Genomic DNA, 22295 nt, shown 5'->3' on the forward strand with positions numbered 1-22295 from the left:
GACTGGCCGCCGCGCTCGTCCTCGCCGTCCGGCGCGGGCCGCTGCGCGCCGCCACCGCCGCGCCCGCCGCCCGGCTCTGGACCCTCTGGCTCCTCGCGTACGCCGTCGCGGGCGACGGCCTCCTGGAGCAGGTGCTCGGCGGCGGGCCCGACGGCGCCTGGCGCATCGACCCCGCGCCGCTCCTCGGGCTCGCGCTCGCCGTCGCACCCGCCGCCTGGTGCGCCCACCTCTTCGCAGGCCGGGCCCGCCGCCGCATCGCCGACAGCAGGGGCCTCGCCGACTTCGCCGCCGCCACGCGCGCGTGGCTGCTGGCCGCCGTCCTCCTCCACCTCGCCGCCCTCACCGCCCTGCTCGCGCTCACCGGCCTCACCGCCGGAGCGCTCGCCCTCGGCGCGCTCCTGCTGACCGCCCGGCTGCTCGCCGCCCACGGGCACGCCGGCACCGCGGCCGCCCCCCTGGCCGCCGCCTTCGCCGCCGAAGCCCTCGGCCTGGCGAGCGTGCTGGCCTCCCGGCTCCCGCTCCCCGGCTTCGACGCGCTCGCCGCCACCCGGCTGGCCGCCGTCGCCGCCTGGGGCGCCGGCGCCGTCCCCGCGCTCGTCTGCGGCGCCGCCGCGCTCGGCCTGGTGGCCCACGCGACCACCGCCCTCACCCGGGCCTCGGCCCACACCACCCCCTGACCCCGGCGCTCCCGCGGAGCCGACGCCGCGGGCGCCCGGCCCCCGACTCATCACCCTCAAGGAGAACGAAGACCATGACCCCTCCCTCCCCAGCACCGGCCGGTCGGCACGAAGGGGCCGCACGATGAGGGTGCTACTGCTCGGAGCCAACGGCTTCATCGGCCGCTTCGTCGCCGACCGGCTGCTCGCCGACCCGGCGGTCCACCTCACCGCCCTCGGCCGCGGCGACGACGCCGACGTCCGCTTCGACCTCGCCACCGGCAGCCCCGGCGCGCTCACCCGCTTCCTGGACGCCGTCCACCCCGGCGTGGTCGTCAACTGCGCGGGCGCCACCCGCGGCGGCGCCCGCGACCTGACCCGGCACAACACCGTCGCCGTCGCCACCGTCTGCGAGGCCCTGCGCCGCAGCGGCTGCGGCGCCCGGCTCGTCCAGGTCGGCTGCGCCTCCGAGTACGGGCCCAGCCAGCCCGGCTCCTCCACCGCCGAGGACGCCGTGCCGCGCCCGGGAGGCCCGTACGGCGTCTCCAAGCTCGCCGCCACGGAGCTCGTCCTCGGCTCCGGGCTCGACGCGGTCGTCCTGCGGGTCTTCTCCCCGGTCGGCCCCGGCACCCCCGCCGGCTCCCCGCTCGGCCGGCTCGCCGAGGCCATGCGCCGGGCGATGCAGGCCGGCGACGGCGAGCTCAAGCTCAGCGGCCTCGGCGTGCAGCGGGACTTCGTGGACGTCCGGGACGTGGCCCGAGCCGTGCACGCCGCCTCCCTCTCCGCCGCCCAGGGCGTCGTCAACATCGGTACGGGCCGGGCCGTCCGGCTCCGGGACGCCGCCGCCGTCCTCGCCCGGGTCGCCGGATACGCGGGCAACCTCCACGAGGTCGACGCCCCGCACGGCATCCCGCAACGGCCCGTCATCGGCGCCCCGCGCGGCGAGGCGACCATCGCCGAACAGCTGGCCGCCGCCCCCTTCCCGTACCCCGACGGCTGCGGGCCCTGGCAGCAGGCCGACGTCCGCACCGCCCGCGACCGGCTCGGCTGGCGCCCCCGCATCAACCTGGAGGAGTCGCTCGCCGACATCTGGATGGAGGCGGCGTGTCGCATCTGACCGCCGCCGGCACCGTCCGGGCGCTCGGCGTCGGGGCCCCCGGCTACGCCCACCCGCTGCTCGCCCCGGTCGAGTGGGCCGAGCTGACGCGGCCCGGCACCCCCGTCCACTGGGCGGTGCTCAACGTGTCGGACGGTCCCGGCAGCCGCCCCGACCCGCACTGCCTGGAGACCGCGGGGCGGCTCCGGCAGGCGGGCGTGCGGGTGCTCGGGCACCTGGACCTGGCGCACGGCTCGCGCCCCTTCGGCGAGCTCGTCTCGGGGGCCCAGCGGTACCTCGACTGGTACCGGGTCGGCGGCTTCTATCTGGACCGCTGTCCCACGGACCGGACGGACCTCGCCGGAGTGAGGAGGGTCACCACCACGCTGTCGGCCCTCCTCGGCGGCGACGCCCACCTCGTCCTCGGGCAGGGCAGCCACCCGCACCCGGGGTACGCGGAGGCGGCGGACCAGCTGGTGACCTTCTCCGGCGCCTGGGTGGACTACCGCTGGTCGCAGGCGGCCGCCTGGACGGCCGAATACCCGGAGGGGAAGTTCGCCCACTTCGTCCACGGGGTGCCGCGCACCCACCTCGACGAGGCGCTGCGGATCGCCCGCTGGCAGGGCGCCGGCACGATCTTCTTCACCGACCGGCCGGGAGGGGGCTCGGGACAGAACGCCCCATTTCACTCGCTGCCCGGCTACTGGGACGAAATCGTCTCGCGTATCGGACAGGGAGTCTCGGAATGAAATAAGGCGTGGCAGGGTTACGAGGGAAGAACGATGCCTGTCCCCTCCCCGCGCGAGCGGAGACGACCCTGGAGCCCCCGTGTCGCTGCCACCCCTGGTCGAGCCGGCTGCCGAGCTCACCGTCGACGAGGTCCGTCGGTACTCCCGTCACCTGATCATCCCCGATGTCGGGATGGACGGCCAGAAGCGCCTCAAGAACGCCAAGGTGCTGGCCGTCGGCGCCGGCGGCCTCGGCTCTCCGGCCCTCATGTACCTGGCCGCGGCGGGCGTCGGCACGCTCGGCATCGTGGAGTTCGACGAGGTCGACGAGTCGAACCTCCAGCGCCAGATCATCCACAGCCAGGCCGACATCGGCCGCTCCAAGGCGGAGTCGGCGCGCGACAGCGTGCTCGGCATCAACCCGTACGTGAACGTGGTCCTGCACGAGGAGCGGCTCGAGGCCGACAACGTGATGGACATCTTCAGCCAGTACGACCTGATCGTCGACGGCACCGACAACTTCGCCACCCGCTACCTGGTGAACGACGCCTGCGTGCTGCTCAACAAGCCGTACGTCTGGGGCTCGATCTACCGCTTCGACGGCCAGGCGTCCGTCTTCTGGTCCGAGCACGGTCCCTGCTACCGCTGCCTCTACCCGGAGCCCCCGCCGCCGGGCATGGTCCCCTCCTGCGCCGAGGGCGGCGTCCTGGGCGTGCTCTGCGCGTCCATCGGCTCCATCCAGGTCAACGAGGCCATCAAGCTCCTCGCCGGCATCGGCGAGCCGCTCGTCGGCCGGCTGATGATCTACGACGCCCTGGAGATGCAGTACCGCCAGGTGAAGGTCCGCAAGGACCCGAACTGCGCGGTCTGCGGCGAGAACCCGACCGTCACCGAGCTCATCGACTACGAGGCCTTCTGCGGCGTCGTGTCCGAGGAGGCCCAGGAGGCGGCGCTCGGCTCCACGATCACTCCGAAGCAGCTCAAGGAGTGGATCGACGAGGACGAGAACATCGACATCATCGACGTCCGCGAGCCGAACGAGTACGAGATCGTCTCGATCCCGGGCGCCCGTCTGATCCCGAAGAACGAGTTCCTGATGGGCAACGCCCTCCAGGACCTGCCGCAGGACAAGAAGATCGTCCTGCACTGCAAGACGGGCGTCCGCAGCGCGGAGGTCCTCGCCGTGCTCAAGTCCGCGGGCTTCGCGGACGCGGTGCACGTCGGCGGCGGCGTCATCGGCTGGGTCCACCAGATCGAGCCCGAGAAGCCGGTCTACTAGGACGGTGCGACGAAGGCCCCGGACCGGGTGACGGTCCGGGGCCTTCGCGCGTCCGCGCTACCCGCAGGTCGTGCCGTACGCGGGCACCTTCCCGTCCAGCAGGTACGCGTCGACCGTCCGCGTCACGCACGCCGAGGTGCCGTACGCGCCGTGCCCCTCGCCCTTGTTGGTGACCAGGATCCCGACCCCCTCGCCCAGCTCCCGGGCCATCCGCGCGGCGCCCTCGTACGGGGTCGCCGGGTCGCCCGTCGTGCCCACGACCAGCACCGGCGCCGCCCCCGGGGCGGACGCCGCCGGGGTCCTCGCCTCGCCCTCCACCGGCCAGCCGGCGCACCAGCCGGCCGTGTCCCAGGCGAGGAAGGCGCCGAAGACGGGGGAGAGGCGGCGGAACCCGGGCAGCAGCGCCTTCGCCTCGGCGGCGGTCGGGCGCTCGCTGGAGTCGGCGCAGGAGATCGCCCGCTGGGAGTGCGACTGGGTGGCGTAACGCCCCTGCGCGTCCCGGTCGTTGTAGGCGTCCGCGAGCCGCAGCAGCGGACCGCCGTCGCCGCCCTCGGCCGCCGCCAGGGCCTGGGTGAGCAGCGGCCAACCGGACTCGGCGTACAGGGTCACCGCGATGCCCGTGGTCGCCAGGCCCTCGGTGAGCCGACGGTCGCCGACCTCCAGGGGCGCGGCGTCGAGCCGGGCGAGGAGCCGGGTGATCCGCGCGGAACCGGCCGCCGGCTCCTGCCCGGTGCTCCGCAGGTAGTTGTCCAGGGCCCGCTGGAAGCCGACCGTCTGGTGCCGGGCGTGGCCGGCGGTGCCGGCGGTCGGGTCGACCACGGCGTCCAGGACCAGCCGGCCCACCCGGCCCGGGAAGAGGTGCGCGTAGGTGCCGCCGAGCTGGGTGCCGTACGAGATGCCGAAGTAGTGCAGCCTCTCGTCGCCGAGGACCTGCCGGATCAGGTCCATGTCGCGGGCGGTGGCCGAGGTGGTGGTGTACGGGATCACGGCGCCGGAGCGGCGGGCGCAGCCGGCGCCGAAGTCCGCCGCGTCCTTCAGGAAGGCGGCCTCCTCGGCGGGCGTGTCCGGCGTGGCGTCGATCCGGGCCTCGGCGGCGGCCTGCTCGGCGTCGTCCCGGCAGACCACGCCGGAGCTGCGGCTCACCCCGCGCGGGTCGAAGCCCACGAGGTCGTAGCGGCGGCCCAGCGCGGCGTAGTCGGCGGAGAGCTGCGGCAGCGTGTCCACGCCCGAGGCGCCGGGCCCGCCGAAGTTGAAGAGCAGCGAGCCGATCCGGCCCTTCCGGTCGGTCGCCTCCTTGCGGATCAGGGCGACGGGCAGGGTGGCGCCGTCCGGCTTCGCGTGGTCCAGCGGGACCTTCACGGTGGCGCAGCGCCACGCGTCGTCCGCCCCGTCGCAGCGCTTCCAGTCGAGGCGCTGGGAGGCGAGGGACGGGGAGCGCTCGGCGCCGGCGGCGGGGGAGGAGGGGGAGGAGGCGGAGCCGACGGGCGAGGGGGCGGTCCCGACCGTGCCCGCGCCCGTGCTCGTGCACCCGGTGACCAGCAGTCCGCCGACGGCGAGGACCGTCAGACGTCGGCGTACGGACATGGGAAACCCCCCGGGATCGAGACCGGCCGTCATCCTAGGGGGCTGGTGTGCGGCTACTTGCAGACGGTGCCCGAGGCCGGGACCCTGCCGTCCAGGAGGTAGCCGTCGACCGCCTTCTTCACGCAGGCGCTGCCGCCGTTGTAGGCGCCGTGGCCCTCGCCCTCGTAGGTCAGCTCGACGCCGACGCCGTCGCCGAGGGCCTTCACCATGGCGCGGGCGCCCTCGTACGGGGTCGCCGGGTCGCCGGTGTTGCCGACCACCAGGATGGGCGCCGCGCCGGGGGCGGACACGTCCGGGTGGTCCCAGGTGCCGGGGACCGGCCACTGCGAGCAGCTGGCGAGGGCCCAGCCCATGAAGTCGCCGAAGACCGGGGACGCCTCGCGGAACCGCGGCAGCCGCTCCTTGGCCTGGCCGAGGGTGTACCGCTCCTTGAAGTCGACGCAGTTGATGGCGGCGTTGGCGGCCTGGATGTTGCTGTAACTGCCGTTCTCGCCCCGCCCGTTCATCGAGTCGGAGAGGGCGAGGAGGAGGGCGCCGTCGCCGCCGTCCGCGGCCTCCAGGCCCTGCTCCAGATAGGGCCAGAACTCCTTCGAGTACAGCGCCTGGGCGATGCCGTTGGTGGCCTGGGTCTGCGTCAGCTTCCGGCTGCCGATGCCGGCGATCGGCTTCTCGTCCAGCGCGGCGAGGAGGTCCGTGACGCCCTTCTCGACCTCGGCGACCGTCGAGCCCGGCAGGGCGCACTCGTCGCCCCGGTCCACGCAGTCCTGCGCGAAGTTGTCCAGCGCCAGCTGGAAGCCCTTCGCCTGCCCGAGCGCCCCGTCCTCGACGCCCGCCTCCGGGTCCACGACCGCGTCGAAGACGGCCCGGCCGACCCGCTCCGGGAAGAGGTGGGCGTAGACGCCGCCGAGCTCCGTGCCGTACGAGATGCCGAAGTAGTGCAGCTTGTCGTCGCCGAGGACCTGGCGCAGCAGGTCCATGTCGCGGGCCGCGCTCTCCGTGCCGACGTGCGGGAGGACCGGGCCCGCGTCGGCCTCGCAGCCCGCCGCGTACTTCTTCTGCGCGTCGGACAGGGTCCGCTCCTCCGCCTGGTCGTCCGGGGTGAAGTCGAGGGCGTAGTAGGCGTCCAGCTCCTTGTCCGTGGCGCACTCGACCGGCTCGCTGCGGCCGACGCCGCGCGGATCGAAGGAGACCAGGTCGTAGCGGGAGCGCAGGCTCTCGTAGTCCGCGGCGAAGCCCGGCAGGCCGGTGACGCCGGAGCCGCCGGGCCCGCCGAAGTTGAACACCAGGGAGCCGATGCGGCGGGCGTTGTCCGCGGCCCGCGCCCGGATCAGCGCCAGCTCGATCGTCTCGCCCTCCGGCCGCTCCCAGTCCAGCGGTGTCTTCAGGAAGGCGCACTCCCACGGGGTGCCGCCGGGCAGCGGGGTCGGGGCCGAGCCGCCGCCCTCCGCCGCGGACGGCGGTGGGCAGGTGTCCCATTCGAGCTGCTGCTCCGTCAGCGCCGACAGGCCGCCGCTGCCGCTGGGGCGGGCCGTGGCGGCCTGGTCGTCGCCGCCGTCGTCCGAGCAGCCGGTCAGACACAGGACGGCGGAGACGGTGAGCAGAGCGGCGGCACGCTGAGCGGCGGAGATCGGCATACCCCCATGCTCGTCCGCCCCCGCTCCCCCCGCGCGGGACACACCCCCAAGCGGGTGTCGCCCGGGCGCCGCCCACGGCCGGACACGGCGAGGACCACGGCGTCGGCCGCGAGCGCGCCGGACGGCGTCGTGACCCGCCGGACACCGCCCGTCCGCCGCGGCCTCGTGACCGTGACGCCCGTCAGGATCCGCGCCCCGGACGCCCCCCGGCCGTGCTGCCCGGGCGCGGGCTCGGGGTCCCGCTCGTCGGCGCGGTCGAGGTCGGCTGCTGCCTGCTGCTGCTCGGCTTCCTGGCGGGCGGGTACGGCTGAGCGCGGTCACCCGTGCGGGAGCCGGGCTACAGCGACTCCCGCCGGGTGAGCCAGTTGAAGCAGATCCAGCCCGGCAGGACCGGCAGCCACAGGGTCATCAGCCGGTAGAGGAGGACCGCCGGAGTGGCGACCTCGATCGGCAGGCCCACCGCGACGAGACCGCCGATGAGCGCGCCCTCGACCGCGCCGACACCGCCGGGCGTCGGGGCCGCCGAACCGAGCGCGTTGCCCGCGAGGAAGACCACGGCCACGCTCGCGTAGCTGACCGACGCCTCGCCGTGCGCGAAGGCCCGGATCGAGGCGTCCAGACAGAGGACGAACGCACCCGTCAGCAGCAGCATCCCGCCGATGCCCGTGACCAGCTTCAGCGGCCGCTGGAGCACGTCGAGCATGCGCGGCACCACGCCCGCGAAGAGCGACCGCAGCCGGGTCGAGACGAACTTCCGCATGAACGGGATCGCCGTCATCACCAGGACCAGCACCGCCACCGTCAGCAGACCGGCGATGACCGTCCTCGACGGCGTGAAGGACTGCGACTTCTCGGTCCCCGTCAGATAGCCGAAGGAGAGCAGCAGCAGGATGTGCGCCCCGAGCCCGAAGAGCTGCGAGGCGCCCACGCTCGCCACCGCGAGCCCCGGCCGCACGCCCGCGCGCTGGAGGAAGCGGGTGTTGAGGGCGACCCCGCCGACCGCCGCCGGGGCGACGATCTTCACGAACGAACCGGCGACCTGCGCGACCACCGTCCGCCAGAACCCCACCCGCTCCGGCACGAAACCGAGCAGGCTCATCGCCGCCGCCAGATAGCTGAGCGCCGAGAACACCACCGCCGCCGCCACCCACCGCCAGTCCGCCTCGGCGACCGTGGACAGCGGGGTGCGGGCGATCTGCGACAGCAGGAAGTACGCGGCGACCGCGCCCGCGACCAGCGAGATCAGCGTCCGCGGCTTGATCCGCTCCAGCCGGACCGGCTCCACCGGCGCCTGTGGCCGGATCAGCAGCACCTGCCGGCGGATCTGCGCCAGCAGGTCCTCCTCGCGGGCCTCGTCCAGGGCCTCGTCGAGCGCCCGCTTCTCCGCCTTCTTGTCCGCCTTCTTCTCGGCCTTCTCGGCCCGCGGGTCGGTGTCCGGCACCGGAAGCCCCGCGTGGGCGGCCGCCTTGGCCCGCTCCCGCTCCCGCTTCGCCTCCTCGGAGGCGGCGAGGACCGCCTCCCGCTCCCGCTGCGAGCGCTCCCGCGCCAGCTTGCGCAGGGTGGCGCGGGTCGACCGGCTCAGCGCGATCGGCTGGAGCAGCGGCAGACAGTCCGCCACCGCGTCCGGGCCCAGCACCTCCACGGCCGCCGCCACCGTCCGCTCCGCCCCGACCCGCAGGCCCAGGGTCGTCAGGAACTGGGCGATGTCCATCCGCAGCACCAGATCGCCGGCCGCGATCTCGCCGCCGCGCAGATCCGTCAGGAACACCCTGCCGGAACGATCCACCAGGATCGCGTCCCCCGACAGCCGGCGGTGCGCGATCCGGCGCGACTGGAGCGCCCGCACCTGCCGCCACCCGCTGCGCACCAGCTCGTCGGTGATCTCCGCGTCGTCCAGCGAGTCCAGGCTCCGCCCGCCGATGTGCTCGTAGACGAGCATCACCGCGTCCGGCCCCAGCTCGGAGGTGGCGATCAGCTTCGGCGCGTTCGCCCCGGCCGCGATCGCCGCGTACGCCAGCAGCGCCTCCTGTTCGAGCGCCTGCCGCAGCGAGACGATCGACCGGCGGGTGGTCACCGTCCGCAGGGTGATCCGCCGCCACAGCCGGTAGAAGAAGCCGTGCGCCTGCTGCTCGCGGTCGACGACCGTGACGTCCAGCGGCGGCCCGTCCTCCAGGGTCACGAGGTACCGGCGGCCCCGGTCGCCGCTCTCCGCGGTCTCCGGCACCTCCTCCGCGCGCAGCGCCGTCACCGGCCGGAAGCCGACCCGGCGCAGTCCGGCGAGGAGGGTCTGGCCGGTCGGCCGGACGTTCGGCGAGCCGACCGCGTACAGCGTGCCGTACGCCACGGTCCAGCCGATGAGCACCGTGAGGATGATCGAGAAGGCGGTCGTGTAGCCGGCCACCAGCATGGTGAAGGCGTCGAGCAGCAGCACCGCCCAGAGCGAGAACCGCCAGCGCGGTCTGCGGGCCATGCCGACGGCCGTCATGTACGCGATCACCGGCGCGAGGTAGTTGTGCACCGGATCGGTCAGCCCGCCGCCGCTCGCCGGCTGGGTCAGCGCGTCCTGGATCGTGTCCGGGGCGGCCTTCGCCACCCACAGGTCGATCGCCAGGGTGACCCCGTGCGCGAGCACCGCCGCGAGCACGCCGTCCGCGATCCGCAGCCCGTCCCGTTTCACCAGGCGCTCGATGGCGAAGGCCACCGGCAGGACCAGGATCGCGATCGACGAGACCAGCCCGGCGATCTTGACGAAGACGTCGGAGGCGCCGACGGCCCCCTTGTTGATGTCCTGCTCCAGGCCGGACGTGGTGCCGTGGGCGAAGGCGGCGATGGCGAGGACGACGGCGATGGCCAGCACCCCGGCCAGCAGGCGCATGAGGTCGGAGGGCCGGTGGACACGGGCGGCGAGCAGCGGCTCGTCGCCGGAGACCCGCTCGGGCATGTCGGGCCGAGCCTCACCGGGAGGCTGAGTGTCCTGACCCATCACCATGTCCGTCTCTGCGTGTACTTCTGCTTGCGTCTGCCGCTGTTGATCTCGTATCACCAGTCACCGCCCGGACGATGGTGGCACGAAGAGCCGCCGGGCGGAGGCATCAGGGCCATGTCGGTGGGGTGAGGCAGGATGACACGGATGAGCCTGGAGGGACCCGTGGGACAGACCGGAGCGAGCGGAGCCGAAGACTCCGGGGCGGCGGACGCGCTGCCCCCGTACGCGGAGGCGGTGCTCGACGTCGCCGACCGGATCCCGCCGGGCCGGGTGATGACCTACGGCGACGTCGCCGAGTGGCTCGGCGAGGGCGGCCCCCGCCAGGTCGGCCGCGTCATGTCCCTCTACGGCGGCGGCGCCCCGTGGTGGCGGGTCGTCCGCGCCGACGGCACCCTGCTGCCCGGACACGAGCTGCGCGCCCTCGGCCACTACCGCGACGAGGGCACCCCGCTCCGCGAGCGCGGCCCGGCCGCCGACGGGCACGTGCCGAGGATCGACATGCGCCGCGCCCGCTGGGACGGCGCCGACGCCGGGACGGCCCGCCCGGAAGCGGAACCGGAATGACCCGCGCGACCCGCCGCCCGGGCCGGGCGTGCGGGATCTCACACCGGACGGCCTGAGCGCGGGTACGACCCCGGGCGCGTCGTCCCGACCGGCCGCCCGGTCCCGGCGAGCGGGGCCCGCCGCCGCCCGGTTTCGCGTACCGTCGACGGGCGTGCCGCACACGGAGGCGGACACGGCAGGGGTGTGCCCGGCGGTCGCGACGGCACGGACACGGGCACGCGCGCGTGCCGGGGGCCGTACCCCGCTCCGCGCCTCCGCCGTCACCCGCGCCGCCCGCGGCACCGGCACCACATCACCATCGACCAGGACCGGCCAACCACGTGAGCTCCTCCTCCACCACCCGGCCGACGCCGCCGCACCAGGGACAGCCGTACCCGGGCGCGGGCAGGCAGCGGACCCCCGGCGCGTACCGGCTGGTGCGCACGGCCCCGGCCCCGGTGGACCCCCCTCAGCTGGACGCAGCGCAGCGGGCGGTGGTTGAGCACGACAGGGGACCGCTCCTCGTCCTCGCCGGACCCGGCACCGGGAAGACGACGACGCTGGTGGAGGCCGTCGCCGCCCGCATGGAGCGCGGCACCGACCCCGAGCGGATCCTCGTCCTCACCTTCAGCCGCAAGGCCGCCGTCGAACTCCGCGACCGGATGGCCACCCGGCTCGGCGGCCGCCGCCCGCCCCAGGCCACCACCTTCCACTCGTACTGCTACGCCCTCATCCGGGCCCACCAGGACGCCGAACTCTTCGCCGAACCCCTCCGGCTGCTCTCCGGCCCCGAGCAGGACCTCGCCGTCCGCGAACTCCTCGCCGGTCAGATCGACCTCGAACGGGCCGGGGTCGGCGGCGTCCGCTGGCCCGACGAACTGCGCGCCTGCCTCACCACCCGCGGTTTCGCCGACGAGGTCCGCGCCGTCCTCGCCCGCTCCCGCGAGCTCGGCCTCGGGCCCGACGCGCTGAGCCGCTTCGCCGAACGCGTCGGCCGCCCCGACTGGAAGGCCGCCGCCGGCTTCCTCGCCGAGTACCTCGACGTCCTCGACCTCCAGGGCGTCCTCGACTACACCGAGCTGGTCCACCGGGCCGTCCTCCTCGCCGAACGGACCGCCCTCCCCGGGTACGACGCCGTCTACGTCGACGAGTACCAGGACACCGACCCCGCCCAGGTCCGGCTCCTCACCGCGCTCACCGGCGGCGGCCGGAACACGGTCGTCGCCCTCGGCGACCCCGACCAGTCCATCTACGCCTTCCGGGGCGCCGACGTGAACGGCATCCTCGACTTCCCCGCCGCCTTCGGCGGCGCCCCCGTCCGGGTCCTCGGCACCTCCCGCCGGGCCGGCGCGGACCTCCTCGCCGCCACCCGGCAGCTCACCCGCCGGATGCCGATGACCCGGCTGCCCGCCGCCGCCGTCCGTGCCCACCGCGAACTCGCGCCCGTCCGGGACGGCGGCCGCGCCGAGGCGTACACCTACCCCACCGCCTCCGCCGAGGCCGAGAACATCGCCGACCTGCTGCGCCGCGCCCACCTGGAGGACGGCGTCCCGTGGCACGACATGGCCGTCCTCACCCGCGCCTCCGCCGTCCTCCCCTCCCTCCGCCGCGCCCTCACCTCGGCCGGCGTCCCCGTGGAGACCGACGCCGCCGACACCCCGCTGCGCCACGAACCGGCGGTGGCCCCCCTGCTCCTGGCCCTGCGGGCGGTGGCCACCCCGGCGGAACGCGCCGGCACGACCGACGACGGCGCCGCCCCGTCCGCCGAGCCCGAGCCCGCGCCGGCGTCCGAACCCGCCCCGGCCCCCGAGCCCGCGCCGGCGTCCGAACCCGCCCCGGCCCCCGAGCCCGAGTCCTGGCTCCCGGTCGAGACGGCCCTCGAACTCCTGGCCTCGCCCCTGGGCGGCGTCGACCCCGCGGACCTGCGGAGACTGGGCCGCGCCCTCCGGGAGGAGCACCGCGCCGCCGGCGACAGGGTCCCGCCCCCTTCCGACGTCCTCCTCACCCGCGCCCTCGCCGAACCCGAGCGCCTCGCCGCCCACGACCCCGCCTACGCCCGCGGCGCCCAGCGCCTCGGCCGCCTCCTCCAGGAGGCCCGCACCCTCCTCGCCGCCGGCGGCACCGCCGAGGAGGCCCTCTGGGTGCTCTGGAACGGCACCCCCTGGCCCGGCCGCCTGGAGCGCGCCGCCCTCCGCGGCGGCCCCGCGGGCCGGAACGCCGACCGGGACCTCGACGCGGTCTGCGCCCTCTTCGAGACCGCCGCCCGCGCCGAGGAGCGGCTCGGCGGCCGCGGCGTGCTCAACTTCCTGGAGGAGCTGGACGCCCAGGACATCGCCGCCGACACCCTGACCCGCCGTCACACCCGCCCCGACGCCGTCCGCCTGATGACCGCCCACCGCTCCAAGGGCCTGGAGTGGGGCCTCGTCGTCGTCGCCGGCCTCCAGGAGGGCCTCTGGCCGGACCTCCGCCGCCGCGGCTCCCTCCTCGAGGCCGACCGCATCGGCCGCGACGGCCTCGCCGAACCGCTCACCCCCGGCGCCCTCCTCGCCGAGGAGCGCCGCCTCTTCTACGTGGCCGCCACCCGCGCCCGCGAACGGCTCGTCGTCACCGCCGTCAAGGCCCCCGCCGAGGACGGCGACCAGCCCTCCCGCTTCCTCGCCGAGCTGGGCGTGGAGCCCAGGGAGGTGCCCGGCCGGCCCCGCCGCCCGCTCGCCGTCTCCGCGCTCGTCGCCGAACTGCGCGCCACCACCGTCGACCCGGACGCCTCGCCCGCGCTCCGGGACGCCGCCGCCCGCCGCCTGGCGACCCTGGCCGCCCTCGCCGACGAGGACGGGCAGCCGATGGTCCCGGCCGCCCACCCGGACCGCTGGTGGGGCCTCCACGAACCCACCCGCGGCGAGGCGCCGCTGCGCGACCGCGACCGGCCCGTCGCGCTCTCCCCGAGCGCCCTGGAGAACCTCGCCGCCACCTGCTCCCTCCAGTGGTTCCTGGGCCGCGAGGTCAAGGCCGCCGAGCCCGCCTCCGCCGCCCAGGGCTTCGGCAACGTCGTCCACGTCCTCGCCGACGAGGTCGCCTCCGGCCGCACCCCCGCCGACCTGGACGTCCTCATGGCCCGCCTGGACACCGTGTGGGACGCGCTCGCCTTCGACGCCCCCTGGAAGTCCGCGCAGGAGAAGGCCCACGCGCGCGTGGCGCTGGAACGGTTCCTGCGCTGGCACGTCATGGACCGCGGCGGCCGCACCCCCGCCGCCTCCGAGCACGGCTTCGACGTCACCCTGGAGGCGGGGGAGTACCAGGTCCGCATCCGCGGCTCCATGGACCGCGTGGAGACCGACGCGGAGGGCCGCGCCTACGTCGTCGACTTCAAGACCGGCAAGGCCGCCCCCACCGGACCCGAGGTGGCCCGCCACCCGCAGCTCGCCGTCTACCAGCTCGCCGTCCGCGCGGGCGCCCTGGACGAGGTCTTCGACGGCCGCCGCCCCGAACCCGGCGGCGCCGAACTCGTCCAGCTGCGCCAGGCCGCGCCCAAGAAGGAGGGCGGCGACGCGCTGCCCAAGGTGCAGGCCCAACCGCCGCCGGAGGGGGAGTGGGTCGGCGATCTGCTCGCCACCGCGGCCGGACGGGTCCTCGACGAGCGCTTCGCCCCCAGCGCCGGCCGACACTGCGAGACCTGTTCCTTCCGCGCCGCCTGCAGCGCCCGCCCGGAGGGCCGCCAGGTCGTCGACTGAACGGGGCGTGACCGGCATCACGTTCCCGGTCGTACATCCTTTCCCCGGTCCGGCAGGTCACTGTCTGCGCGGCACCGCATAAGGTCGCCGTGAAGAGAACCTGTGAGTATTCGCTTTCGAACACGTCGAAGGCATCACGCACGCTTGAGGAGTACGCGCATGAGGGCCAACCGGAAGCTCTGGGCCACCGCGGCGATCTGTCTGAGCGTCGTCGCCGGTGTCACCGGCTGCGGCAAGGGCGACGACAAGGCCGCCGACCCCTTCGCGGGCCTCTCCGCCGACGACATCGCCAAGAAGGCCGTCGAGACCACCAAGGCCGCCACCTCCGTCCACATGCAGGGCTCCGGCAAGGAGGACGGCAAGGAGACGACCGTCGACGTCACCGTCGACGGCAAGGGCTCCTGCAAGGGCAGCATGTCCACCGCCGGCGAGGGCAAGGCCGAGATGGTCGGCACCGGCGGCGACCTCTACATCAAGGGCGACGACGCCTTCTGGACGGCGTCCACCGGCGGCGAGGACGCCTCCGCCGAGGGCCCCGACTTCGGTCAGCTCCTCCAGGGCCGCTGGATGAAGTCCCCGGCCGAGGCCGGCGAGTCCAAGGACTCCGACAACTTCTGCGACCTCAAGACGATCTTCGCCGACATGGAGAAGGAGACCAAGACCTCCGGCCTCACCCGCGGCGAGGACGCCGACGTGGACGGCGCCCAGGCCGTCGTCCTCACCGGCAAGGGCGACAAGGACGGCGAGTCCACCACGCTGTACGTGGCCCGCGACTCCGCCAAGCCGTACATCCTCCGCGTCGTCACCACCGGTGGCGACGACCCGGGCACGGTCACGCTCAAGGACTACGACAAGCCGGTCACCGTCGAGGCCCCGCCGGCCGACCAGGTCATGGACATGGAGCAGCTCATGAAGGAAGCCCTCAAGGGCTGACCCTCCGGGCTGAGTAGCGGCCACGCGCGCGCGGGGCGACCCTGGTGACAGGGTCCGGGGGTCCGGGAGGACCCCGGGGGACGAGGAGGCTCGTATGCGGTCCCAGTCCAGCCACCGGACGCTCCGCGCCGCCGCCGTCGTGTGCGCGGCCGTCGCCGTCGCGGGCCCCGCCCGGGCGGCGGCCTGGGCGGCGCCGGCCGCTGCGGGCCCCGCGGCGGCCCCCGCCGCCCCGTCGCCCGATCCCTTCGACGGGCTCACCCCCGAGCAGATCGCCGACCGGGCCGTCGACGCCACCCGCTCCGCCGACTCCCTCCGCATGACCGGGCGGGTCGTCTCCGAGGGACAGGACCTCGACGTCGACTTCTCCGTCGACGACCAGGGCTCCTGCCGGGGCCGCATCGGCGTCGACGACGGCGACGCGGAGCTCCGCCGGCTCGACGGCGTCACCTACCTCAAGGGCGACGAGGCGTTCTGGCGGATCTCCATGACCGAGCAGGGGGTCCCCGAGAACGAGATCGCCCCGGTCATCGAACTCGTCAAGGGCCGCTGGCTCAAGATCGCCCCCGGCCAGGCAGGCAGCGCCGACCTCGGCGAGGTCTGCGACCTCGACTCCCTCCTCGACGACCTCGGCAAGGACGACCGCTCCGGTCTCACCCGCGGCCCCGACCGCGAGGTCGACCGCACGCCCGTGGCGACCCTCGTGGAGAAGGAGTCCGGCGAGACCACCACGGTCTCCGTCGCCCAGGAGGGCAAGCCGTACATCCGCCAGGTCGTGAGGACCGGCGGCGACGAACCCGGCTCGATGACCCTCTCGGAGTTCGACCGCCCGGTCAGGGTCACCGCCCCGCCCGCCGACGAGACCGTCGACCTCTCCCGCCTCGACCCCGGCACCCGGGCCTGAGCCCCGCGGGCGGGAGCCGCACCGGACGGGAATGTCCGACCGTCCGGTTAGCCTCTTCAAGGTGACCGCTCACCTCACCGACCCCGAGCAGCTCAAGGAGCTCCTCGGCATCCCCTTCACCCCGGAGCAGACGGCCTGCATCACCGCGCCGCCCGCCCCGCAGGTCATCGTGGCCGGCGCAGGCTCCGGCAAGACCACGGTGATGGCGGCCCGGGTCGTGTGGCTGGTCGGCACCGGACAGGTCGCCCCCGAGCGGGTCCTCGGGCTCACCTTCACCAACAAGGCGGCCGGCGAGCTCGCCGAGCGCGTCCGCACCGCCCTCGTCCGCGCCGGCGTCACCGACCCCGACCCGGTGGACCCGGACGACCCCCCGGGCGAGCCCCGCATCTCCACGTACCACGCCTTCGCCGGGCAGCTCCTCACCGACCACGGCCTGCGCATCGGCCTCGAACCGACCTCCCGGCTCCTCGCCGACGCCACCCGCTTCCAGCTCGCCGCGCGCGTCCTGCGCGAGGCCCCCGGCCCGTACCCCGCGCTCACCAAGTCCTTCCCGGCCCTCGTCGAGAACCTGCTGGCCCTCGACGCCGAGCTGGCCGAGCACCTCGTCGAGCCCGCCGACCTCCTCGCCCACGACGCCCGGCTCCTCACCGAGCTCGCCGAGGCGAAGCTCACCAACGACGACCTGCGCAGACTCCCCGAGACCTCCGCCGCCCGCCGCGAACTGACCGGACTCGTCAGCCGCTACCGGGCCGCCAAGCGCTCCCGCGACCTCCTCGACTTCGGCGACCAGATCGCCCTCTCCGCGCGGCTCGCCACCACCCGCCCCGAGGTCGGCGCGATCCTCCGCGACGAGTTCCGGGTGGTCCTCCTCGACGAGTACCAGGACACCTCCGTCGCCCAGCGGCTGCTCCTCTCCGGCCTCTTCGGCCAGGGCACCGGCCACCCCGTCACCGCCGTCGGCGACCCCTGCCAGGCCATCTACGGCTGGCGCGGCGCCTCGGTCGCCAACCTGGACGACTTCCCCGACCACTTCCCGCACGCCGACGGCACCCCCGCGAGCCGCCACTCCCTCTCCGAGAACCGCCGCAGCGGCGGCCGCCTCCTCGACCTCGCCAACGGCCTCGCCGCCCCCCTGCGCGCCATGCACGCGGGCGTGGAGGCGCTGCGCCCCGCGCCCGGCGCCGAGGCCGACGGCACCGTCCGGATCGCCCTCCTCCCCACCCACGCCGAGGAGATCGACTGGCTCGCCGACTCCCTCGCCCACCTGGTCGCCACCGGCCGCGAGCCCGGCTCCATGGCCGTCCTGTGCCGCACCGCCGGCGACTTCCCCGCGATCCACGCCGCGCTCGTCGCCCGGGACGTCCCCGTCGAGGTCGTCGGCCTCTCCGGCCTGCTCCACCTCCCCGAGGTCGCCGACCTCGTCGCCGTCTGCGAGGTCCTCCAGGACCCCGGGGCCAACGCCTCCCTGGTCCGCCTCCTCACCGGCCCCCGCTGGCGCATCGGCCCCCGCGACCTCGCCCTCCTCGGCCGCCGCGCCCGCCTCCTCGTCCACCGCGGCGCCCCCGGGGCCGACCCCGGGCAGCGGCTCGCCGCCGCCGTCGAGGGCGTCGACCCCGCCGAGGTGATCTCGCTCGCCGACGCCCTCGACACCTTCCTCGACTCCACGGGCCACGCCGACGACGGCCTGCCCTTCTCCGCCGAGGCCCGGGTCCGCTTCGCCCGCCTCGCCGCCGAGCTGCGCTCCCTGCGCGCCTCCCTCGCCGACCCGCTCATGGACGTCCTCCACCGGGTCCTGACCGTCACCGGCCTGGAGGTCGAGCTCTCCGCCTCCCCGCACGCGCTCGCCGCCCGCCGCCGCGAGACCCTGGGCAACTTCCTGGACGTCGCCGCCGGCTTCGCCTCCCTCGACGGCGAGGCCAGCCTCCTCGCCTTCCTCGGCTTCCTGCGCACCGCCGTCCGGTTCGAGAAGGGCCTCGACAACGCCCTGCCGGGCGGCGAGAACACCGTGAAGGTGCTCACCGCGCACAAGTCCAAGGGCCTGGAGTGGGACGTCGTCGCCGTCCCCGGCCTGGTCACCGGCCAGTTCCCCTCCGCACGCGCGCGCGAGTCCTGGACCTCCCAGCCCCAGGTCCTCCCGCACGCCCTGCGCGGCGACGCCGCCACCCTTCCGGACCTCACCGCCTGGGACGCCAAGTCCCTGGCGGCCTTCAAGACCGCCATGAAGGACCACCAGCACACCGAGGAGCTCCGCCTCGGCTACGTCACCTTCACCCGCCCCCGCACCCTCCTCCTCGCCTCCGCCCACTGGTGGGGCCCCGCCCAGAAGCGGCCCCGCGGCCCCTCGGCCTTCCTCCACGAGCTGTACGCCCACTGCGAGCGGGGCCACGGCGACATCGAGTCCTGGGCGGACGAACCCGAGAAGGGCGCCGAGAACCCCCTCCTGGCGGAGGCGACCGGCGACCTGCCGTGGCCCCTGCCGCTGGACGAGGAGGCGCTCCGGCGCCGCAGGAGGGCCGCCGAGCTGGTCCACCACCACCTGTGGAACGCCGCCCCGCCCGAGCCCGCCCCCCGGGACCCGCACCCCGACGACCTCTGGCTCCCGGACGACCCCGCGGACGGACTCGCGGACGCGCCCGCGGAGACGGTCCCGCACCCCAGGGAGGCCCTCACCCCGGAGGAGCTCCGCACCCTCGCCTCCTGGGACCGCGACCTCACCGCCCTCACCGCCGAGCTGCACCGCACCCGCGCCACCACCCGGGACGTCCTCCTCCCCGCGTACCTCTCCGCCTCCCAGGTGATACGCCTCGCCGAGGACCCGGACGGCTTCGCGCAGGAGCTGGCCAGGCCCATGCCCAAGCCCCCGCAGCCCGCCGCCCGGCGCGGCACCCGCTTCCACGCGTGGGTGGAGTCCCGCTTCGAGGAGCTGCCGCTGCCCTTCCTCGGCCCGGACGAGCTGCCCGGCGGCGAGGAGTTCGCCGGCGAGCCGGAGATCGTCGACGAGCGGGACCTGGAGGCCCTCAAGGAGGCCTTCGCCCGCACGCAGTACGCCCACCGCACCCCGTACCGCGTGGAGGTCCCCGTCCACCTCACCCTCGCGGGCCGGGTGGTCCGGGGCCGGATCGACGCCGTCTACCGGGACCCGGACTCGGGGGCGTACGAGATCGTCGACTGGAAGACCAGCCACCACCGCACCGCCGACCCCCTCCAGCTCGCGCTGTACCGGCTCGCCTGGGCCGAGCAGCACGGCCTGGAGCCCGAGGAGGTGGCCGCCGCGTTCGTGTACGTCCGGACGGGCGAGGTGGCCCGCCCGGCCCGGCTGCCCGGCCGGGCGGAGCTGGAGGCCATCCTGCTGGGCGGGGCACCCCCCGGCGCCGGATAGGCTCGTGAGCATGAGCGAGACCCCGGACAGCGTCGTCCACCCCGTACGTGCCTACGTCGAGCGGCACCGCGCCGCCTTCCTCGACGACCTCGCCGCGTGGCTGCGCATCCCGTCCGTGTCGGCGCAGCCCGAGCGGGCCGCGGACGTGCGACGCAGCGCCGACTGGCTCGCCGGCGCCCTCAAGGACACCGGGTTCACCACGGTCGAGGTCTGGGAGACCGACGGGGCCCCGGCGGTCTTCGCCGAGTGGCCGTCCGACGACCCGGACGCGCCGACGGTCCTCGTCTACGGCCACCACGACGTGCAGCCGGCCGCCCGCGAGGACGGCTGGCACACCGACCCGTTCGAGCCGACGGTCGTCGACGGCCGGATGTACGCGCGCGGGGCCGCCGACGACAAGGGCCAGGTGTTCTTCCACACCCTCGGGGTCCGCGCCCACCTCGCCGCGACCGGCCGCACGGCCCCCGCCGTCCACCTGAAACTGCTGGTGGAGGGCGAGGAGGAGTCCGGCTCCCCGCACTTCCGGGCGCTCGTCGAGGAGCGGGCCGGCCGGCTCGCCGCCGACGTCGTGATCGTCTCCGACACCGGCATGTGGTCCGAGACCACCCCCACCGTCTGCACCGGCATGCGCGGCGTCGCCGACTGCGAGATCGAGCTGCGCGGCCCCGACCAGGACATCCACTCCGGCTCCTTCGGCGGCGCCGTGCCCAACCCGGCCACGATCGCCGGCCGGATCGTCGCCGCCCTGCACGACGCCGACGAGCGGGTCGCGATCCCCGGCTTCTACGACGGGGTGAGCGAGCTCACGGAGGCCGAGCGGCGGCTCGTCGCCGAGCTGCCCTTCGACGAGGCCGCGTGGCTGCGCACCGCCAAGTCCCACGGCACCCTCGGCGAGGCCGGCCACTCCACCCTGGAGCGCGTCTGGGCCCGCCCAACCGCGGAGGTCAACGGCATCGGCGGCGGCTACCAGGGCCCCGGCGGCAAGACGATCGTCCCCGCCTCCGCCCACCTCAAGCTGTCGTTCCGGCTGGTCGCCGGCCAGGACCCGGACCGCGTCGAGACGCTGGTCCGGGAGTGGCTGGCCGGACTCGTGCCCGCCGGGATCCGGTACGACGTCGTCTTCGGCGCCCCGACCCGCCCCTGCCTCACCCCGCTCGGCCACCCGGCCCTCACGGCGGTGGCCGGGGCGATGAGCCGGGCCTTCGACGGCGCCACCGTCCGCTACACGCGCGAGGGCGGTTCGGGACCGGCCGCCGACCTCCAGGACGTCCTGGACGCGCCCGTGCTCTTCCTGGGCATCTCGGTCCCGTCCGACGGCTGGCACGCGCCGAACGAGAAGGTCGAGCTGGACCTCCTCATGAAGGGCGTCGAGACGACCGCGTACCTGTGGGGCGACCTCCCGGCCGCCCTGCGGGCCGGCGAGCGCTGAGCGCCGGGTGCGGGACGCCGTAATGACCGACATCGAACCGGGGGAGCTGGAAGCACCTGTGAGCACCTTGAACAACGCGTTCGCGGACCGTCCGATCTCGCTCACCGCACCGGGCGGGATCGACCGCGCCGCCCACCACCGCCTCGACGAGGCGTGGCTGGCGGCCGCCTGGAGCCACCCGAGCACGCGCGTCTTCGTGGTGTCCGGCGGCCAGGTGCTGATCGACGACCGCCCCGACGGCACCACCGAACTCGTCATGACCCCGGCGTTCGAGGCGCCGATGACCGAGACCCACCGTTATTTCCTCGGCACCGACGCCGACGGGGTCTCCTACTTCGCGCTCCAGAAGGACTCGCTGCCCGGCCGCATGGACCAGTCGGCGCGCCCGGCGGGCCTGCGCGAGGCCGGCCTGCTCCTGTCGCCCCGCGACGCGGGCCTGATGACCCACGCGGTCGCCCTGGAGAACTGGCAGCGCCTGCACCGCTTCTGCTCCCGCTGCGGCGAGCGCACGGTGATCGCGGCCGCCGGGCACATCCGCCGCTGCCCGGTCTGCGGAGCCGAGCACTACCCGCGCACCGACCCCGCGGTGATCATGCTGGTCACGGACGACCAGGACCGGGCGCTGCTCGGCCGCCAGGTGCACTGGCCGGAGGGGCGCTTCTCGACGCTGGCCGGCTTCGTCGAGCCGGGCGAGTCGATCGAGCAGGCCGTGGTCCGGGAGGTCTTCGAGGAGGCCGGCGTCACCATCGGCGAGGTGTCGTACGTGGCCAGCCAGCCCTGGCCCTTCCCGTCCAGCCTGATGCTGGGCTTCTTCGCCCGGGCGACCTCCCCGGAGATCGAGGTCGACGGCGAGGAGATCCACGAGGCCCGCTGGTTCTCCCGCGAGGACCTGGAGGCCGGCTTCGCCTCGGGCGAGGTGCTGCCGCCGTACGGCATCTCGATCGCCTCCCGGCTGATCGAGCTCTGGTACGGCAAGCCGCTGCCGAAGCCCGGGGACGTGGTCTAGGACGTGCGAAGGGCCCCCGTTCCGAGGAACGGGGGCCCTTCGCACGTCCCGCGGAGGCGGGCCTCAGACGGTCAGCGCCTGCTTGACCTGGGCCAGGCTCGGGTTCGTCATGACCGACTCGGTGCCGGAGGGGGCGACGACCAGGACCGTCGGGACGGTCTGGTTCCCGCCGTTGGCCTGCTCGACGAAGGCGGCCGACGCCGGGTCCAGCTCGATGTTGATCTCGGTGTACGCGATGCCCTCGCGGTCCATCTGGCCCTTCAGCCGGCGGCAGTAGCCGCACCACTCGGTGCTGTACATCGTCACGGTGCCCTGCATGGCCAGGCGCTCCTCTGGGGTCGGGGGTCGGTACCGAAGGAAGAACGTACGCCACCGGCCGGACCATTCCCGCACGCCGGGTGACCTGCGCCGCG

At 75.0% G+C, this 22295-nt stretch carries 14 protein-coding genes and 1 pseudogene; 11 read left to right on the forward strand and 4 right to left on the reverse strand.

The window, feature by feature from the left end:
* The 4 genes and pseudogenes from IE321_RS30650 to moeZ all read left to right on the forward strand — a co-directional run.
* Positions 1-677: pseudogene (locus IE321_RS30650) on the forward strand (hypothetical protein); the annotation flags it as partial.
* A 124-nt stretch (positions 678-801) separates the two neighbouring features.
* Entirely contained in the window at positions 802-1773 is a 972-nt protein-coding gene (locus IE321_RS30655) for an NAD-dependent epimerase/dehydratase family protein (RefSeq protein ID WP_043228915.1), read from the forward strand.
* Positions 1761-2501 carry a spherulation-specific family 4 protein gene (locus IE321_RS30660; RefSeq protein WP_043228912.1) on the forward strand — a complete coding sequence of 247 codons (741 nt, stop codon included), beginning with the start codon at positions 1761-1763 and terminating at the stop codon, positions 2499-2501. The genes IE321_RS30655 and IE321_RS30660 overlap by 13 nt, the downstream gene beginning before the upstream one ends.
* A 79-nt stretch (positions 2502-2580) precedes the next feature.
* A complete protein-coding gene (moeZ, locus tag IE321_RS30665) occupies positions 2581-3759 on the forward strand; it encodes an adenylyltransferase/sulfurtransferase MoeZ (RefSeq protein ID WP_043228911.1) in 1179 nt (392 codons plus the stop codon).
* Positions 3760-3816: 57 nt separating this feature from the next.
* Here moeZ and IE321_RS30670 read toward each other — a convergent pair whose 3' ends face one another.
* From IE321_RS30670 to IE321_RS30680, 3 genes are all read right to left on the reverse strand, one after another.
* Complete coding sequence (locus IE321_RS30670) at positions 3817-5343, reverse strand: alpha/beta hydrolase (RefSeq protein ID WP_190225279.1); 1527 nt, start codon at positions 5341-5343, stop codon at positions 3817-3819.
* Positions 5344-5396: 53 nt separating this feature from the next.
* Positions 5397-6977 (reverse strand): alpha/beta hydrolase, encoded by a 1581-nt coding sequence (locus IE321_RS30675; protein ID WP_190225280.1) that lies wholly within the window; start codon positions 6975-6977, stop codon positions 5397-5399.
* A gap of 337 nt (positions 6978-7314) precedes the next feature.
* Positions 7315-9966 carry a lysylphosphatidylglycerol synthase transmembrane domain-containing protein gene (locus IE321_RS30680; RefSeq protein WP_043228896.1) on the reverse strand — a complete coding sequence of 884 codons (2652 nt, stop codon included), beginning with the start codon at positions 9964-9966 and terminating at the stop codon, positions 7315-7317.
* Between the two features lie 132 nt (positions 9967-10098).
* On the opposite strand from IE321_RS30680, the gene IE321_RS30685 reads away from it, so the two are divergent.
* From IE321_RS30685 to nudC, 7 genes are all read left to right on the forward strand, one after another.
* Positions 10099-10527 (forward strand): MGMT family protein, encoded by a 429-nt coding sequence (locus IE321_RS30685; protein ID WP_190225281.1) that lies wholly within the window; start codon positions 10099-10101, stop codon positions 10525-10527.
* 320 nt (positions 10528-10847) lie between these two features.
* Positions 10848-14234, forward strand: coding sequence for an ATP-dependent helicase (locus tag IE321_RS30690; RefSeq protein ID WP_190225282.1), 3387 nt, complete (start codon positions 10848-10850; stop codon positions 14232-14234).
* A 159-nt stretch (positions 14235-14393) separates the two neighbouring features.
* Positions 14394-15167, forward strand: coding sequence for a LolA-like protein (locus IE321_RS30695; RefSeq protein WP_190225283.1), 774 nt, complete (start codon positions 14394-14396; stop codon positions 15165-15167).
* Between the two features lie 94 nt (positions 15168-15261).
* A complete protein-coding gene (locus IE321_RS30700; protein ID WP_190225284.1) occupies positions 15262-16068 on the forward strand; it encodes a hypothetical protein in 807 nt (268 codons plus the stop codon).
* 61 nt (positions 16069-16129) lie between these two features.
* Positions 16130-19447, forward strand: a complete 3318-nt coding sequence (locus IE321_RS30705) for an ATP-dependent helicase (protein WP_190225285.1) — start codon at positions 16130-16132, stop codon at positions 19445-19447.
* A gap of 10 nt (positions 19448-19457) precedes the next feature.
* Positions 19458-20876, forward strand: coding sequence for a dipeptidase (locus tag IE321_RS30710; protein WP_190225286.1), 1419 nt, complete (start codon positions 19458-19460; stop codon positions 20874-20876).
* A 58-nt stretch (positions 20877-20934) separates the two neighbouring features.
* Entirely contained in the window at positions 20935-21882 is a 948-nt protein-coding gene (gene nudC, locus IE321_RS30715) for an NAD(+) diphosphatase (RefSeq protein WP_043228886.1), read from the forward strand.
* A 63-nt stretch (positions 21883-21945) separates the two neighbouring features.
* On the opposite strand, the gene IE321_RS30720 is transcribed toward nudC, so the two are convergent.
* Complete coding sequence (locus IE321_RS30720) at positions 21946-22200, reverse strand: glutaredoxin domain-containing protein (protein ID WP_043228884.1); 255 nt, start codon at positions 22198-22200, stop codon at positions 21946-21948.
* Between the last annotated feature and the right edge of the window lie 95 nt (positions 22201-22295).

It is taken from the genome of Streptomyces hydrogenans (assembly GCF_014656075.1).
GTDB lineage: Bacteria > Actinomycetota > Actinomycetes > Streptomycetales > Streptomycetaceae > Streptomyces > Streptomyces hydrogenans.